Consider the following 17811-nt stretch of genomic DNA (forward strand, 5'->3'; position numbering starts at 1 on the left):
CTCAACATTACCTATACAATAGCTTTTTGGGTCATTGTTTTTTGTTTAATCATAAGGGCTGAAAAAACCTTTTTGTTGAAAAAAAATTAAACAAAACATCTATCAATTGTCATATTCTCAATATTGTATTGCCTAAATTATATTGTATGTTTTTTGTATAGGTTGATTTTGCGGTTTTGACAATATTTAACAATAAGTTTAGAAACTCAAAATAACGCATATGAATACATATCTAAAAAAACTATTGACATCAACATTCATTCTAGCGACTATAGCTGCTTTAAGTCAGTCGGCTAAAGTTTCCGTTGTAAATGATGATGAAGCTGGGATGAAATTGGTTGTTAATGGAGAAGATTTTATGATTAATGGTATGAATTGGGATTATATCCCAATTGGAACCAATACGGTAAATGCCGCCTTTTGGACCAAGTCTGACGACGTTATTAAAGCTGGTCTTGATACTGAGATGTCACTTTTGAAGAATATGGGTGTTAATGTGATAAGACAGTATACAGGGGTTCCAGCAAAGTGGATCCGTTATATCTATGAGAACTATGGTATTTATACCATGTTAAACCATTCTTTCGGTAGATATGGCTTGACCATAGAAGGTGTTTGGACCCCAGTGACCATTTATGATGATGCAAAAACCATGGAACTTTTAATGAGCGACATGAAAGAGCTAGTTGAGGGTTATAAGGATACTCCTGGTCTTCTATTGTATTTATTGGGGAACGAGAATAATTATGGTCTTTTCTGGGCTGGAGCAGAAACTGAAGATTTTCCTGATGGTCAAGAAAAGATTGATGCTATAGGCGAGTTGCGCGGGCGACCGATGTATAGACTAATGAACGAGGCAGCCAAAATGATGAAAGAAATGGACGATTCACATCCTGTGGCTATATGTAATGGGGATGTACTCTTTATTGACATTGTTGCGGAAGAATGTAAAGATGTTGATATCTATGGAACCAATACCTATCGAGGAGCTTCTTTCGGTGATATGTTTGATGTGGTTAAAGATAAGCTCAATAAACCACTCATGTTTACGGAGTTTGGAGCTGATGCCTTTAATGCCATAGACAACAAAGAAGATCAATATTCCCAAGCCTACTATATGGTGGAAAATTGGAAAGAGATTTATGAGAATGCTGCTGGTTTAGGTAAAGCCAATAACTCGATAGGTGGATTTACATTTCAGTTTAGTGATGGATGGTGGAAATTCGGTTTTGACGATAGAAAAAATGCTGATGTTCATGATAATAACGCATCATGGTCAAATGGTGGCTATGCTAGAGATTTGGCATCAGAAGGAGCCAACAATATGAATGAAGAGTGGTTTGGTATTTGTGCCAAAGGGCAAACAGACCCTAGGGGTTTGTATCAACTTTATCCACGAGCTGCTTACTATGCATTAAAAGATGCGCATCAACTAAATCCCTATGATGAAGGGGTGAATCTTGATTTTGTCGATAATCATTTTAATAATATACAGTTGATGGATGCAGTGCTTAGGGCACGTGGTGATAAAGCAGCTTTGACGGGAGAGCAGAGCAATTTACTTCGCATCAGCAATCTTCAGGCAAAGTTTTCGACTTTTAGTACAGGAGGTAGCTTGATTACTACACCAGTTAATGCAGACCCAGATGACCCAAACACCTTCCCTAATCAATTAGGGTTTGATCACATGCAATCTTACTTCGTCGGTGTAGAAGGGAATCCTGCCCCGAACATGAGGGCAGAAGTGAACTTTAATATTGTAGGGAATGTAGCTCAAAACCCCATTAATGAAATATTTTACGAGAATAATTCTCGTCCTTTAGAGGTAAATACGGATCAAGGTAATGTGCTCGTACAGGATGTAAATAGAATACGTATGTATCAAGCGGAGTTTGAATGGAACGCAAAAGAATTCGACTTAAGGGGTTTTTATAGAACAGGCCATTACCATTGGGGTTACGAAGGGGACTTCTTTGGTTTTTACCCCGAAGCTAATTATGGTCCTAATCTTGATATTTATAATGGTGAGATTTTAGGGATGGAAGTTGACGGAAAAGGAGCTCTGAAAGGCTTAAAAGCTGCTATTGGACCGCAGTTATGGTGGGGCGCAAACCCTACAATGCTTCTTAAGTATAGTACACATCTCGGCAAGTTTGGTGTTACGGGTATTTATCACAGAGACTTCGAAAAAGACGTTGTTTTAGATGATAATGGAAGACGAGTTTTAGATTTGAACCAAACACGTAGTGGTGTGATACAACCGTGGCCAACTGAAAGAGCTTCTATTGCAGTAGAAAGAGAGTTTGGAAAGTTTGAAGTTGCTGTAGGAGGAATTTGGGGCGGTAGCCCACTTAATGGTATTAATTTTCAAGATGTTAGGGGTGAATCTGGTAACTATACAGTATTTGAAGATAAAATTCAATCAACAGATAATTGGGGAGGTAAGGCTAAAATTACTTATGAAGGAGGAAAATTTAACTGGTATGGTCAAGGGTCAGCTATGGGTTTAATTGCTAATGGGGGTGCAGACCAAACACTTACTTTTACCGGTTGGAAACTTAAGGATACCGGAAGCGGTAATGTTACCAGTGTATTTTCTGGTTTTACTTTTGCTACAGGGAATTTTCAAATCGCTCCAAACTTTATGTGGCAAAAACCATTAGTAGATGCGATGCCGCAAGATGTGCAGGGACCAGGGCGTTTAAGGAATATACTTGACGATCCCTTTGCAGTACGTGCCAATCGTGAAACTGTTGGAGGCGAAATATTATTAACATTTGACCCAACTCCAGGTACATGGATGTACGAGTGGGATAATGATAGATCGGAAGATGCCAAGTTCGCTATGAACTTAGGTTTTGTATACCGCCATCTTCCAACAGCACAAGATGCCGCTATTGGATTCTTGGCAGATCGTACCTTTTTTGCTTTTCCTAATTCTGCGCCGGCCCAAGATCTTTGGGAAGTTCATTCTCGTATGGTATCTAAGCTAGGTTCGGATTTTGGAATAATAGGAAATTTCTATTATGGGAATGGCCAAGCAAATGGGGACAGTGATAGACTAATAAAACGTTTTGGAGGCGATATCCGAATGTTATATAATAATTGGAAGGTTCAATACACTCAAAAGATTAATGACTGGGGACCGTTTGATTACCATAGAGATTTTAACCTAACATTTCCTGTACAATTAATGTTGGATATATCCACAACACTTGGCAAACCAGATTGGTTTATCCTTCCAAGTACTCAAGTGGGTATTAGAGGAACATGGCGCTCGCTCAATGAATTTTCTCCAAGATATTTACCCAATGCCACGCTCGGATTTTCAAATGAACCGACATTAAGTCCAGTCGGATTCGATAATGGCAGCGAATGGGAGATTATGACGTATGTCCACATCAATATCGGGAATTAAAAACTAAGCAACATGAAAAATAATCAATATATCAATTTACGTTCTATACTTATCATGGGCTTAGGAATTGCCCTGTTTTCAAGTTGTGAGAGAGAATTCTCTGATGATGTGGAGTTTGCAACATTTTCGACCACTGGAGACATCTTTACGGATGCACCTGTAGGTCTTACGGATGAGTTCTTTGATTCTTTTGACCCTAATGCCGGAGCCAATCCTGAAGGCTTTGGCACGGATGATAACGTCGCTTTTCAAGGACAGTCGTCCATACGAATTGACGTGCCAGCTCCCGATGATCCCGATGGGGGATTTATTGGAGGGATTTTCTTAGATCGAGGTGATGGCAGGGACTTAAGCGGTTTCGACGCTTTGACCTTTTATGCGAAAGGCTCTACAACAGCCACTATCGGCGAAGTAGGTTTTGGAACCGATTTTGGTGAAAATAAGTTTGCAGTAACTGCCCAGAACATCCGTTTATCCACGGATTGGAGAAAGGTAATCATTCCCATTCCCGATCCGTCAAAATTGATACAAGAAAGGGGCATGTTCTTCTTCTCTGCCGGAACGCAAAGTACCAATGGTTTTGGGTATACTTTTTGGATTGATGAGTTACGTTTTGAAAAATTAGGAACAATAGCACAATCCCAACCTTCCATACTGGGGGGTAATGAAGGCCGTTTTCCGACTATAGTGGGGGAAAGTCTTACCATTGGCCAGTTGCAGCAGACGTTTAATTTGGAATCGGGAATTAATCAAACGGTCATTCCTGCGCCTTCTTACTTTGATTTCACAAGTTCAGATCCAAACGTGGCGTTTGTTAACGAATTGGGTGAGGTAACTGTGGTTAATACTGGTACGACAGAGATTAGCGCTTCCATCGCAGGTGTGCGAGCGGAGGGCGGAATATTAGTGGAATCATCCGCAACGGCACAGATTATTTCCATCTTTAGTGATTTATTTGCTGATGTTCCCGTGGATAATTTCAATGGATTTTTTCAAGGCCAAGGAACACTGGGTGGAGTCGTTGATGAGAATGGCAATGATATCATACAATATACTAACCTCGATTTTGTAAGTATCAATTTCTTTAGCGAAGAAAACAGGATAGATGCCTCTGAAATGACAACCCTTAACTTGCAGATAAGGGTAGATGAAGCTGTTGATCCTGATGATTTTATTCGATTGGAACTAAACAATTTTCTTAACGGCGTTGAGTCAGGCTCTTCCTTTACAATAGCATCATCGGAACTGATTTCCAATGAATTTGTGGACTTTTCTATTCCACTCTCCAGTTTTGAAGGCTTGACGGACAAATCAGGACTTGGATTGTTATTCTTTGTGTCCGATGGCACCATATCCAATATCTCGATAGATAATATTTTCTTCACCGCGGAATAATACATAAAACAGTAAAAAGCAATGAAAAATAAAATTCTAAATAGACATTTAAAGTTAAATCTGGGGCAAAGGATACTTTGTTTGGGTATGTTCCTATTGGTTTTGGGTTGTGAAAATGATGATATCCAGACCGTAGCCAGGTCAACTACTCTGGTATGGGAGGATAACTTTGACATAGACGGCGCACCAGATTCTAATCGTTGGGGCTATGATTTGGGTGATGGTACCGAACAAGGTATCCCTGGCTGGGGCAATGAAGAATTGCAGTATTACACAGATCGCCCAGAAAACGCCACTATACAAAATGGGATACTATTGATTACGGCCCGTGAGGAAACTTTTGAAGGAGCGTCATATACCTCTGCCCGATTGTCGACCAAAAATCGATTTGAACAACAATATGGAAGGTTTGAAGCTCGAATTAGACTGCCCTTTGGCCAAGGTATTTGGCCCGCATTTTGGATGTTGGGTGCGGATATTGATGAAAATCCTTGGCCTGGAGCCGGAGAGATTGATATTATGGAGTATCGCGGACAGGAACCTACCATTCTAATTGGAAGTGTCCATGGTCCTGGATACAGTGGAGGTGATGCCATTTCAAAGGAATATACCTTAGAAAATGACCGTTTTGATACGGGTTTCCACATTTTTGGAATTGAATGGGGTCCCGATTTTATAAATTACTATGTTGACGATGTCTTGTATAATCAAATTACCCCCGAAGATGTCAATGAAGAAACGGATGGTCAAGGGGTTTGGGTATTTAACAAGCCTTTCTACATTTTGATGAACCTAGCTGTTGGAGGCACTTTTGTGGGCCCTCCCAACGCGGAGACACAATTTCCACAAACGATGCTAGTAGACTACGTTCGAGTTTATGAACTGGACGAAAACTTATTTAATAATTAAACTAACTCCATTATACAATGAAAAATTTATTTAAAAAAGCCAGAATACTGTCAATGGTAATTTTGGTATTGGCCTTTTTAGGATGTGAAGATGACGACGAGGGAACAACTTTGCCATCGGTTACTGCCGGATTTACATTTGATTTGATTCCAAATACTGGTTCAGTATCCTTTATTAATGTTTCGGAGAATGCCGATACTTTTGAATGGGATTTTGGGAACGAAGCTACTTCCACCGAAATTGATCCCACTGTAACATTTGCCTCGGGTACCTACACGGTTACTCTCACAGCAAATAATGTTGCAGGGGCCTCTGATACTTTTGAAGATGAAATCACTATCAGTATTCCAGAACCTCCAGGGCCTTTGGCATTGCCCATTGATTTTGATGGCACTAATGTAGATTATGATACCATCGTAGGGGACAATATAGGGTTTTCAGTAGCGACAAACCCAGAAACTGGAAATGGAAACACCACAAACGTTGGACAAATGGTAGCCGGTGGCGGTCAATTCCAAAATGTGCAATTCCCTTTAGGAACCGCAGTAGATTTTAGCAGTGAGAATAAGACGATTCAATTAGAATTGTTCTCTTCAACGGAAATTGCTGTTTTGGTCAAGTTTGAGGACGGTGATGGAGCACGTGATGTAGAGGTTGGCACTACCCATACCGGTTCAGGTTGGGAAACCTTAAATTTTGATTTTGCCACTGATGGTGTAGCTAGTTTTATTGATGGAGACCCTCAAAATGGCCAAGCTTTGGTTCCAGATGGTCAATATGGTGGAATGATATTATTTATTGGGTTCAATACTGATCCTGGTGTTCAGGGTACTTTCTTAGTAGATAATATTGTTCAAACCACCGCCGGTGGTGGCGGCAATATTAATAGTGGGTGCTCTGACACCCCTGTTGCGGCAGCATCACTTCCTTTAGATTTTGAGGCATGTGATACTTTTGCCTCAGAATTCAACTTTGGTTCAGGTATAACTTCTGAATTAGCAGCGAACCCAGCTAAGGGTGGTATTAATGATTCTGATTTTGTTCTAAAAGTAGATAAACCCGCAGGGTCAGATTTCTTTGCAGGTATCCAAAATACATTCGCAAGTAATTTTGATTTGACAACAACGGATGCCTTTAAACTAAAGGTATACAGTTCTAAGGCCAATACGGTATTCAGGTTTGAATTGGCTCTGAATCCGCAGACCGATCCGGTGACTGGTAACCCTGCCCCAGTTTTTGTGACAGTTCCTAATGCCAATGAATGGGCAGAGGTTGAAGTTGTTTTTACAGGTTTGCCAGGTGGGCCAATGGCATATAATCAATTGGTTATTAAACCTGATAACACTCCTACTGATGATCCAATCACTGATGGAGGGACTTATTATTTTGATGATTTAAGACTTGAAGCTGCTGGTTCTGGCGGTGGTTTTGACTCTGGTTTGTTGACCAATGGCGATTTTGAAAATGGCGGTGATTCTTGGATAGGCAATGCATTGAATGTTCAGACAGAGGGAGGCAATAGCTTTAACTTTGCAGATGTTCAAATGGCCGGTGATCCATTTTCGGTAAACCTTAGTCAAGTTGTTGAGATTACTCAGGGCACGAACTATACTTTGACCTTTGATGCCTCTTCGGATCAGGCAAGAACGATGCTGGCCGGAATCGGGTTGAACGAGGCTCCTTTTACCAACACGGCACCTGAAGTAAATCTAACGACTGAAACACAGACATTCACTTTACAATTGGCAGCTAATGATTTTGGTGGTGCCAATAGCCGAATATTATTCGATATGGGAGCTGCAGTAGGGACAGTGGTTATCGACAATGTATCTTTGGTAGAAGGTGGAGACGGCAGTGACACCAATGGTGGCGGTACAGGCGGTACTTTTGACGATGGATTATTGACCAATGGCGATTTTGAAAATGGCGGTGATTCTTGGATAGGCAATGCATTGAATGTTCAGACAGAGGGAGGCAATAGCTTTAACTTTGCAGATGTTCAAATGGCCGGTGATCCATTTTCGGTAAACCTTAGTCAAGTTGTTGAGATTACTCAGGGCACGAACTATACTTTGACCTTTGATGCCTCTTCGGATCAGGCAAGAACGATGCTGGCCGGAATCGGGTTGAACGAGGCTCCTTTTACCAACACGGCACCTGAAGTAAATCTAACGACTGAAACACAGACATTCACTTTACAATTGGCAGCTAATGATTTTGGTGGTGCCAATAGCCGAATATTATTCGATATGGGAGCTGCAGTAGGGACAGTGGTTATCGACAATGTATCTTTGGTAGAAGGTGGAGATGGTAGTGACACCAACGGTGGGGGAACAGGTGGAGGCTGCACAGGTTCTGAAGTTTCAGCAACTACACTTCCATTAGACTTTGAAGGATGTGAGTCATTTATAAGTGCGTTTTCAAGTATAGGCGATGGAGGTGTTGTACCAAGCTTAGATGCTAATCCATCAGCATCAGGAATCAACACTTCGGATAATGTTTTAAAAGTAGTGAGAGCAAGTGGTATAAATCGTTGGGGTGGAGTTCAGAATTCCTTTCCGGCTGGTACCATTGATATTACAACGCAGGTGTTTAAGGTAAAGGTATACTCTAGTGTGCCAGACGTTACATATAGATTTGAATTGGCTTTAGACCCTCAAACTGATCCAGTAACTGGTAATCCTGCTCCTGTATTTCGACAAGTTAGTGGTGGAGCTAATACATGGACAGAAATTGAATTTACATTCATAAACTTGCCAGCCACTCCAACAACCTATAATCAATTGGTTATCAAACCCGATAACCCAGATGGCTCGGATGGTGAGGTAACTACTGAAGAACGAACCTTTTATTTTGACGATTTAAGATTAGAATAAAATCATTTTTTTGAATTATGAAAAAGGTTGGCATTGTATAATATAATTGCTAGCCTTTTTCTGTAGTTCATCACTATTGATGCTAATAACTAGTTTTCTATTTCGTATTTTCAATGTAACTAACTAAAAACCAATATGAAACCACACGATAGTTTGAAAATGAATAAATCGTATACTATTCTAATTAGCCTGATTGTCGCTTTAGGTGGTTTTTTACTGGGTTTTGATAGCGCAGTAATATCCGGAGCGATTAAAGGAATTACAGTTTACTTCGAGATGACCGATGCCATGTTAGGCTTTTCAGTAGGGTGTGTGGTATTTGGAGCAATGGCCGGTAATCTGGTCGCGGGACCGTTAGCCGATAAATTTGGCAGAAAAAAAGTATTGATTATGGTGGCCGCTCTATTTGCTATTTCAGCTACATGGTCAGCACTTGCAACTTCATATAATGAATTTATTATAGCTAGAATTATTGGTGGTATTGGTATTGGTGGTGCTATACTGATTGCTCCAATTTATATAGCGGAGATCGCACCGGCAAAATTGAGGGGAAGCTTAGTATCTTTTAATCAACTTAATATTGTTATTGGTATTTCTGTTGCTTATTTCTCGAACTACTTTTTGGTAAATATGGAGGGAGAAAGTTGGAGATGGATGCTAGGCGTAGAGGCTATTCCAGCCATTATTTACTTTTTAGCTTTGTTTACCGTGCCTAGGAGCCCAAGGTGGTTAATACAGCGTTTGAACAAGATTGAACTAGCCCAAAAGATTTTAATGAAAATCGGCGGAGAACAATATGCTGAGCTTACTATAGCCGAAATTCAAAAAGGAGTTGATAAGAAAGAACCCAAAGGCAAATTATCTGATATTTTTCAAAAAAAGTATTCTGTAATAATGGTAATTGCATTGGGGATAGCCTTTTTTCAACAGATAACAGGAATAAATGCAGTGTTTTATTATGCCCCTACTATCTTTGAACAAGCAGGAGGTAGCACAGATTCTTCTTTTTTACAAGCTATTGTGGTAGGGTTGACCAACCTTGTTTTTACTTTAGTGGCAATTTGGTTGATTGATCGCCTTGGCAGAAAACCATTATTGTTAATAGGTTCAAGCTTTATGACCATTGCTTTGTTAATGGCGGCATTTGCATTCAATAATGCAACTTATAATTTTAATAAAGAGACCTTAGAAAAAGTAAGTGATGCTGAAATTAAAACCGCACTTTCAGATTTAAATGGTCAGTCATTTGATAGTCAGGCTACACTTTTTAATGCTCTGGAAGATAAGCTGGACGAGAGTAAGTTTTTAGATTTCAAACGAAATGAAATAACAAATTTTATTCAAATTAACGCAACGTTGGTGTTGATTGCAATTTTATTGTATGTCGCTTCTTTTGCAATTTCTCTTGGCCCCGTGATGTGGACTTTGATTTCGGAAGTTTTCCCTACAAAAATAAAAGGAATAGCTATTTCTGTAGTTGGTTTTTTTAACTCTTTGGTGAGCTTTTCGGTAACACAAGTTTTCCCTTGGGAGTTATCCAACCTTGGTCCTACCATGACATTTGGTATCTATGCCATACTTTCATTTTTAGCAATATTATTTGTCTATAAATATGTTATTGAAACCAAAGGAAAGACACTTGAAGAAGTTGAAGAATTATTAGTAAAAAATTAATAGTAAGGTAAAATTTAAAAAAATATATAGTTGATGGATTATATCCAAATAGAGAATGAAAGTTACTATAAGATTGGGGATAGCAATTCCTTAAGACCCTTTTTTATGAGCATTGTTAGTGATTCAAATCACTGGATGTTCATTTCTAGTAATGGAGGATTAAGTGCAGGAAGAAAGGATAGTGACAATGCGCTATTTCCTTACTATACAGATGATAAGATAACTGAGTCGTTTGATTTGACCGGGAGCAAATCTATATTTCAAGTAACACTAGAAAAAGATAAAACAACTATTTGGGAGCCTTTTTCAAATAGATATACCGGTGTCTTTAATTTTACCCGTAACCTCTATAAAAATGAGTTTGGTAATAAGGTCATTTTTGAAGAAGTAAATCATGATCTTGGGTTAACCTTTCAATATCAATGGAGTTCTAGTAATCGCTTTGGTTTTGTTAGAAAGAGTAAGTTGACCAATACTTCTGACAGGACTATTGAAGTTTGTATTTTGGATGGTATTCAAAATATAATGCCATTTGGGGTTGGTGCGAGTACACAACAAGCAAGCAGCAACTTGGTAGATGCTTACAAAAGAAGTGAATTGATAAAAGAATCTCGATTAGGAATTTTTGCACTGAGTGCAATAATTGTAGACAAAGCAGAGCCAAGTGAAGCACTCAAAGCAAATGTTGTATGGTCAAAAGGTCTTGAAAATAATGCTGTTCTTTTATCATCATTGCAATTAGATGATTTCAGAAATGGCAAAGCGATTAAAGAAGAATTAGACATTAAGGCTGAAAAAGGAGCCTATTTTATTGTTTCAGAAGTAGTACTAAAGCAAAAAGAAGAAAAAGAATGGGCGATTATTGCAGACGTGAACAAAAGTTCTGCGAAGGTTATCAGCTTATCGGAAGAGATTAAATCATCAAAAGAGATTTTAAAGCAGGTTTATGCAGATGTAGAGAAAGGCACCGAAAATTTGGTAAGACTTACTGCTGCGTCCGATGGCAAACAGCTTACCTCAGACAAAAGAACAAATGCAAGACATTATTCCAATGTGCTGTTCAATATTATGCGTGGTGGAATCTTCGACAATAATTATGTTATCGAGAAAGATGATTTTGTATCATATATTGCTGACGCCAATACAATAGTATTTTCTAATCAAAAGGCAACATTTGAGATTCTCCCAGAAGAATTTGCTCATAAGCAATTAAAGGAACTGGGCTCAAAAAGCAATGATAAAGATTTTGAAAGACTTTGTTTGGAATATTTACCATTGAAGTTTAGCAGAAGACATGGTGATCCCAGTAGACCATGGAATCGCTTTTCAATAAATACAACAACTGAAGAGGGCAAAAAGATTTTAGACTATGAAGGCAATTGGCGTGATATTTTTCAAAATTGGGAAGCATTAGCACATTCATATCCTGAATTCATTGAAAGTATGATTCATAAATTCGTCAATGCTACAACTTTTGATGGATATAATCCCTATAGGGTGACCAAAGGTGGGTTTGATTGGGAAATTATAGAACCAGATGACCCATGGTCTTATATTGGATATTGGGGCGACCATCAAATAATCTATTTACTGAAATTTCTTGAGTTTAGTGAGAACCATTATCCTGGCGATTTAGCGAAATATTTTAATGAAAAAATATTTGTTTATGCTAATGTTCCTTATAAAATCAAAGACTACGAATCCATACTTGAAAACCCCAAGGATACTATTGTATTTGATGAGGAATTGAATGGTAAAATAGATCAAGAACGTATAGCGCAAGGCGCTGATGCCGCCTTGTTGAAAGATGCTTCGGGAGAAATATACAGAGTGACTCTTTTGGAAAAGTTACTAGCAACCGTACTCGCCAAGGTATCTAATTTTATACCTGAAGGTGGTATTTGGATGAATACCCAAAGGCCCGAATGGAATGACGCCAATAATGCACTTGTAGGAAATGGTGTTTCAATGGTAACATTGAATTACCTGCGAAGATTTTTGAATTTCTTCGAAACAATAGTAGAAGATATTCCAGAAATGAATTACCATCTATCAAAGGATTTATTGATATTCTTTAATGAAGTTCGAGTAACCTTGAGCAATAATTTATCCATTCTTTCCGGGCCTGTTTCCAACTCGGATAGAAAAAAAATTATGGATGGTCTCGGAATTGCTGGAAGCACTTATAGAAATACGGTTTATGAAAGAGGATTTGTTGGAAAAGCCAAGACACTTTCAAAAGATGACATACTTCAATTTGTCAATACTACCTTAAAATATTTGGATCACAGTATTGAGGCAAATAAGCGATCTGATAAAATGTATCACGCTTATAACTTGATGACTGTGGAAAATGAAACAGAGGTTTCCATTTCCTACTTATCGGAAATGCTTGAGGGGCAGGTAGCTGCACTTAGTTCTGGTTTTATTTCAAGTAAGGCATCTCTTGAGTTGCTAGATGGTCTTAAGAATAGCGCTTTATTTAGACCTGATCAATACAGCTATCTTTTATATCCAAATAAAGAATTGGCAAAGTTCAATGATAGAAATAATATTCCTTCTAAAAGGATAGAAAAGTCACAGTTGGTGATGAAGCTATTAAAGAATGGAAATACTAAAATTGTAGAAAAGGACAGTTTGGGTAATTATCATTTTAATGGTTCTTTCAACAACGCTGAAAGTCTAAAAACGGCCTTATCAGATTTGCCAAAAGAGTATGAAAGCTTGTTAGAAAAGGACACCTCTTTATTATTAAAGGTTTTCGAAGAAATTTTTGATCATAAGTCTTTTACAGGAAGATCGGGTACTTTCTTTGGGTATGAAGGTTTAGGGTCTATTTATTGGCATATGGTCTCCAAATTGCTTTTGGCGGTTCAAGAAACATGCCTTAGGGCCATTAGAGAAAATGAGTCAGATGAAATCGTCGGAAGGTTGTTAGAGCATTATTATGAGATAAATGAAGGAATTGGCGTACACAAATCTCCAGAATTATACGGAGCTTTTCCTACGGATCCTTATTCTCATACGCCAGCCGGAAAAGGCGCGCAACAACCTGGGATGACCGGTCAGGTAAAAGAAGATATTTTAAGTAGGTTTGGAGAACTCGGAGTATTGGTAGAAAATGGAAAACTGCTGTTCAAACCTTACTTATTGCGCAGCGAAGAGTTTCTTAAAAAGGATAAGGAATTTCATTATGTGAATTTAAGTGGAGATGATGAGTGCATTTTATTGAAACCACATTCATTAGCATTTACCTATTGTCAAGTTCCTATTATTTATACTCTAAGTGAGAATAAAAACATCACGGTTTATATGAACGACAAATCTAGATTAGTCTTTGAAGGCTCAAGTCTAGATGCAATTACGTCAAGAGGCTTATTTGAAAGAAAAGGAGAAATCAATCGAATTGAGGTGAGCTTATCAATGTAGGTACTTTACTTGAGGATAAAAAAAGATTGTTAGTAAAACTTTAAGCAAAAGATTGTAAAAACATCTATGATTGTAGATAGAACCAAAACAGCAAAAGATATTTTAGGTAATCCCAATTACCTAGCGATTTCCTATGGGGGATATCGTGAGAAGTCGAGAGATATTCAACCAACTATTCAGCAACTTAAGGAAGATATGAAAATCTTAAGTGCCATGGGGATTAAAATATTGAGGACCTATAATGTACAGCTGCAACAAGTACCAAACTTATTAATTGCGATTAGTCAGCTCAATGACGAAGATCCATCTTTTGAAATGTATATGATGCTCGGCGCTTGGATTGATTGTCATAACGCGTGGTCAGAGCATGCACCTAACCACGAAGTGGAGAGCGAACATAATGCCGATGAGATAGATCGAGCGGTTGCGTTGACTAAGCAATATCCTGACATCGTTAAAATAATAGCTGTTGGAAATGAAGCAATGGTACGTTGGGCTACAAATTATTTTGTACGCCCCCATGTTATTTTAAAGTGGGTCGGTCATTTACAGGATTTAAAAAAGAATGGAGACCTTCCAAAAGATTTATGGATTACAAGCTCCGATGATTTTTCTTCTTGGGGAGGCGGTGACCCTAGCTATCATTGTGAAGACCTAACCAGTTTAATAAATACAGTAGATTATATTTCGATGCATACGTACCCCATGCACAACTCCCACTATAATCCAGGCTTTTGGTTGGTGCCTGAGAGTGAAGCGAATTTTTCAAACAAAGAAAAAATTGAGTCAGGGATGGAACGGGCTCTTGAGTTCGCAACAAAGCAGTACCAAGGAGTATCGGATTATATCAAAAGCTTGGGTATTGATAAGCCCGTGCATATCGGAGAAACAGGTTGGGCCACTATATCTAATGGTCCTTATGGCGCAGATGGTTCTAAAGCTGCAGATGAGTATAAATCAGGCAAATATTATAGACTCATTAGAGAATGGAGTAAAAAAGAACAGGTTTCTTGCTTTTACTTTGAAGCTTTTGATGAACAATGGAAAGATGCAACTAACCCATTAGGTTCTGAAAATCATTTTGGACTGATAAACCTTAAGGGGGAAGCAAAATATGCTATTTGGAATTTAGTAGATGAAGGAAATTTTAATGGATTGACTAGAGATGGTAGGTCTATAACAAAAACATTTAATGGTCAAAGAGAAGATTTATTGTTGGAGGCGCTTATTCCTCCACTAGCAGTAAGGTAATATGGAAAAGAAAGAACTATGAAAAATTGTTTTTCAATCATAAGAATTTATTTGTTTATTTTTTTAATCGGTTTAATAGCGTCTTGCAAAGAGGTTAAAAAGAGTGATGTGAAAGAAGAAGTTTTGACAAAAGAGTTATCAGCAAAAGATATTTTAGGAAACCCTAAATACCAAGCAATGTCATATGGCGGATATAGACATGCAGACCATAGTATTGAGCCTACAACAGAAGAGCTTAAAGAGGATATGAAAATCTTACATGCAATGGGGGTTAGAATATTGCGGACCTATAAATTGCTTAAGCCACAAGCCGCTAATCTTGTAAGGGTAATTAGTGAAATGAAAAAAGAAGACCCTGACTTTGAAATGTATATAATGTTAGGAGCATGGGTCGATTGCAAAAACTCATTTAATTCGGGTAACGGAGCACCAGATCATAACAAAGAAAATGAAGAAAATCCTGCTGAGATTGAAAGGGCTATAGCACTGGCAAACGAATATCCAGATATTGTGAAAGTAATTGCGGTAGGCAATGAGGCTATGGTGAAATGGGCAGCAAGTTATTATGTGGAGCCTTGGATTATCTTAAAATGGGTAAACCACCTTCAAGACCTGAAGAAGGAAGATAAATTACCTAAAGATTTGTGGGTTACCAGTTCTGATAATTTTGCATCTTGGGGAGGCGGTGGTGAAGAATATCATATTGATGATCTAAACCAACTCATCAAAGCTGTTGATTTTATCTCGATGCATACGTATCCGATGCATGACACCCATTATCAACCTGAATTTTGGTTGAACGGTGAAGGTTTGGATGGAAAAACGGCTATAGAGAAAATAGATATTTCTATGCTAAGGGCTAAGAATTATGCGATGATGCAATATGAAAATGTGAAGAAATATATGGAAAGTCTTGGTGTTAATAAGCCAATTCATATTGGCGAGACCGGTTGGGCTAGTTTTTCTGGAGGGCAGTATGGGCCTGATGGCTCAAAAGCATGTGATGAGTATAAAGAAGCATTGTATTATAAGCATATGAGAGAATGGACGAATGAGGCTGGTATGTCTTGTTTCTATTTTGAAGGATTTGACGAGCCCTGGAAAGGAGGCGATAATCCCGGAAATTCAGAAAAACATTTTGGACTGTTCACTGTTGATGGGAAAGCAAAATATACAATTTGGGATTTGGTTGATCAAGGGATATTTGAAGGATTGACAAGAAATGGCAATGCCATAACAAAAACCTACGACGGAAATAAGGAGGAATTAATGAAAACCGTTTTGGTACCGCCTACTCGACAAGAAATTGCTGGCCATAGGTAGCAAAATTTTAAAATACTTAAATATGAAAACACTTAAAAAAATAATGTATGTCTTTTTAACTTTTATCACGCTTAGTTGCGAAGAAAAGCAAGAACCATTAAAAGTCGAAGTATATGAAACTTCTGAAAGTGGAAATAAGTTGACTCCAATTACCGAATTCTCAACAGGGGATAAGGTTGTAGAGATAAACTTGCTACCTGAAGAAAAATTCCAGACCATAACAGGGTTTGGTGGTGCATTTACAGAATCTTCTGCTTATCTGCTCAATAAAATGGGAAAAGAGAATCGTAAAAAAATCATCGACGCTTATTTTAGTAAAGATGGTGCGCACTATTCTTTAACAAGAACGCATATGAACTCATGTGACTTTTCTGTTTCCAATTATTCTTATACGCCAGTTGAAGGTGATAAAGATCTCGAACATTTTACTATTGAAGAAGATAAAGATGATTTAATCCCCTTTATAAAAGAAGCCATGGCTGCTTCAGAAGACGGATTTAAAATATTTGGTTCACCATGGACAGCGGCGCCTTGGATGAAAGATAATAACAACTGGGTGGGCGGTAAATTACTACCCGAATATTACGATACATGGGCCTCATTTTTCTCAAAATATGTAGATGCCTATAAAGAAGAAGGAATTGATATCTGGGGTTTTACTGTTGAAAATGAACCTTTAGGAAATGGAAACAATTGGGAAAGCATGCATTATACACCTGACGAAATGACCAATTTTGTGCAGAATCATTTGGGCCCAAAGCTGGAAGCAGATGGAAAGGGAGACTTAAAAATTTTAGGTTACGACCAGAACAGAGAACATTTAAAAGAATGGGTAGATTCTCAATATAAAAATGAAGAAACTTCAAAATATTTTGATGGCACGGCCATTCATTGGTATGCTAGTACCTTTGACGTGTTTCCTGAAGAATTGCAAAATGCACATCATAAGGCACCAGACAAACTCTTAATTCAATCAGAAGCTTGCATAGATGCTGAAGTTCCCGTATGGGAAGATGATACCTGGTATTGGAAAAAAGAAGCAACTGATTGGGGCTTTGAATGGGCGCCAGAAGAAGACAAGCATTTACACCCAAAATATGCTCCAGTTAATCGCTATGCCAGAGATATTATTGGATGCTTGAATAACTGGGTGGACGGATGGGTAGATTGGAATATGGTTCTAGATACAAAAGGTGGTCCAAACTGGTTCAAAAACTGGTGTATTGCTCCTGTAATCGTCAATCCAGATTCTGATGAGGTTTATTTTACACCATTGTATTATACAATGGCTCATTTCAGCAAATTCATTCGTCCAGAATCCAAAAGAATTGGGCTGACCAAAACTGATGATGAGCTAATGGTCACAGCTTGTGAAAACCCTGATGGTTCTATTGCGGTGGTAGTTTTTAATGAATTAAAAACCGCAAAAACTATAAACTTATCCATCAATGAAAAGAATGTGGTGTTTTCGATAGATGCGCAGGCTATTCAAACTATTGTGATTCCTAAATCACAAACCAACTAACTAAAAAAATA

9 protein-coding genes are annotated in these 17811 nt (G+C 38.3%); all 9 read left to right on the forward strand.

Features of this window, described 5'->3' with window-relative positions:
- Positions 1-220 precede the first annotated feature (220 nt).
- The 9 genes from RM706_RS13815 (at position 221) to RM706_RS13855 (ending at position 17800) form a co-directional block, all read left to right on the forward strand.
- Positions 221-3418 (forward strand): glycoside hydrolase family 2 TIM barrel-domain containing protein, encoded by a 3198-nt coding sequence (locus tag RM706_RS13815; protein WP_311352551.1) that lies wholly within the window; start codon positions 221-223, stop codon positions 3416-3418.
- A gap of 12 nt (positions 3419-3430) precedes the next feature.
- Positions 3431-4813 (forward strand): carbohydrate-binding protein, encoded by a 1383-nt coding sequence (locus tag RM706_RS13820; protein ID WP_311352553.1) that lies wholly within the window; start codon positions 3431-3433, stop codon positions 4811-4813.
- Between the two features lie 21 nt (positions 4814-4834).
- Positions 4835-5722: a glycoside hydrolase family 16 protein gene (locus RM706_RS13825; RefSeq protein ID WP_311352555.1), complete on the forward strand. Its 888-nt coding sequence runs from the start codon at positions 4835-4837 to the stop codon at positions 5720-5722.
- Between the two features lie 17 nt (positions 5723-5739).
- Positions 5740-8598, forward strand: a complete 2859-nt coding sequence (locus RM706_RS13830) for a PKD domain-containing protein (RefSeq protein ID WP_311352557.1) — start codon at positions 5740-5742, stop codon at positions 8596-8598.
- A 135-nt stretch (positions 8599-8733) separates the two neighbouring features.
- A complete protein-coding gene (locus tag RM706_RS13835) occupies positions 8734-10272 on the forward strand; it encodes a sugar porter family MFS transporter (RefSeq protein WP_311352559.1) in 1539 nt (512 codons plus the stop codon).
- A gap of 33 nt (positions 10273-10305) precedes the next feature.
- Positions 10306-13701: a hypothetical protein gene (locus RM706_RS13840; protein WP_311352561.1), complete on the forward strand. Its 3396-nt coding sequence runs from the start codon at positions 10306-10308 to the stop codon at positions 13699-13701.
- Between the two features lie 66 nt (positions 13702-13767).
- Positions 13768-14952, forward strand: coding sequence for a glycoside hydrolase family 17 protein (locus RM706_RS13845; protein ID WP_311352563.1), 1185 nt, complete (start codon positions 13768-13770; stop codon positions 14950-14952).
- 18 nt (positions 14953-14970) lie between these two features.
- Positions 14971-16275 carry a glycosyl hydrolase family 17 protein gene (locus RM706_RS13850; protein ID WP_311352565.1) on the forward strand — a complete coding sequence of 435 codons (1305 nt, stop codon included), beginning with the start codon at positions 14971-14973 and terminating at the stop codon, positions 16273-16275.
- A gap of 22 nt (positions 16276-16297) precedes the next feature.
- Positions 16298-17800, forward strand: coding sequence for a glycoside hydrolase family 30 protein (locus RM706_RS13855; RefSeq protein WP_311352567.1), 1503 nt, complete (start codon positions 16298-16300; stop codon positions 17798-17800).
- Positions 17801-17811 lie beyond the last annotated feature (11 nt).

It is taken from the genome of Croceitalea rosinachiae (genome assembly GCF_031846445.1).
Lineage (GTDB): Bacteria > Bacteroidota > Bacteroidia > Flavobacteriales > Flavobacteriaceae > Croceitalea > Croceitalea rosinachiae.

Bases quoted from the DNA above. Each gene is read 5' to 3' on its own strand.
- RM706_RS13820 (WP_311352553.1), top strand. From the start codon at position 3,431: ATGAAAAATAATCAATATATCAATTTACGTTCTATACTTATCATGGGC.
- RM706_RS13835 (WP_311352559.1), top strand. From the start codon at position 8,734: ATGAAACCACACGATAGTTTGAAAATGAATAAATCGTATACTATTCTA.
- RM706_RS13845 (WP_311352563.1), top strand. From the start codon at position 13,768: ATGATTGTAGATAGAACCAAAACAGCAAAAGATATTTTAGGTAATCCC.
- RM706_RS13840 (WP_311352561.1), top strand. From the start codon at position 10,306: ATGGATTATATCCAAATAGAGAATGAAAGTTACTATAAGATTGGGGAT.
- RM706_RS13855 (WP_311352567.1), top strand. From the start codon at position 16,298: ATGAAAACACTTAAAAAAATAATGTATGTCTTTTTAACTTTTATCACG.
- RM706_RS13825 (WP_311352555.1), top strand. From the start codon at position 4,835: ATGAAAAATAAAATTCTAAATAGACATTTAAAGTTAAATCTGGGGCAA.
- RM706_RS13830 (WP_311352557.1), top strand. From the start codon at position 5,740: ATGAAAAATTTATTTAAAAAAGCCAGAATACTGTCAATGGTAATTTTG.
- RM706_RS13815 (WP_311352551.1), top strand. From the start codon at position 221: ATGAATACATATCTAAAAAAACTATTGACATCAACATTCATTCTAGCG.
- RM706_RS13850 (WP_311352565.1), top strand. From the start codon at position 14,971: ATGAAAAATTGTTTTTCAATCATAAGAATTTATTTGTTTATTTTTTTA.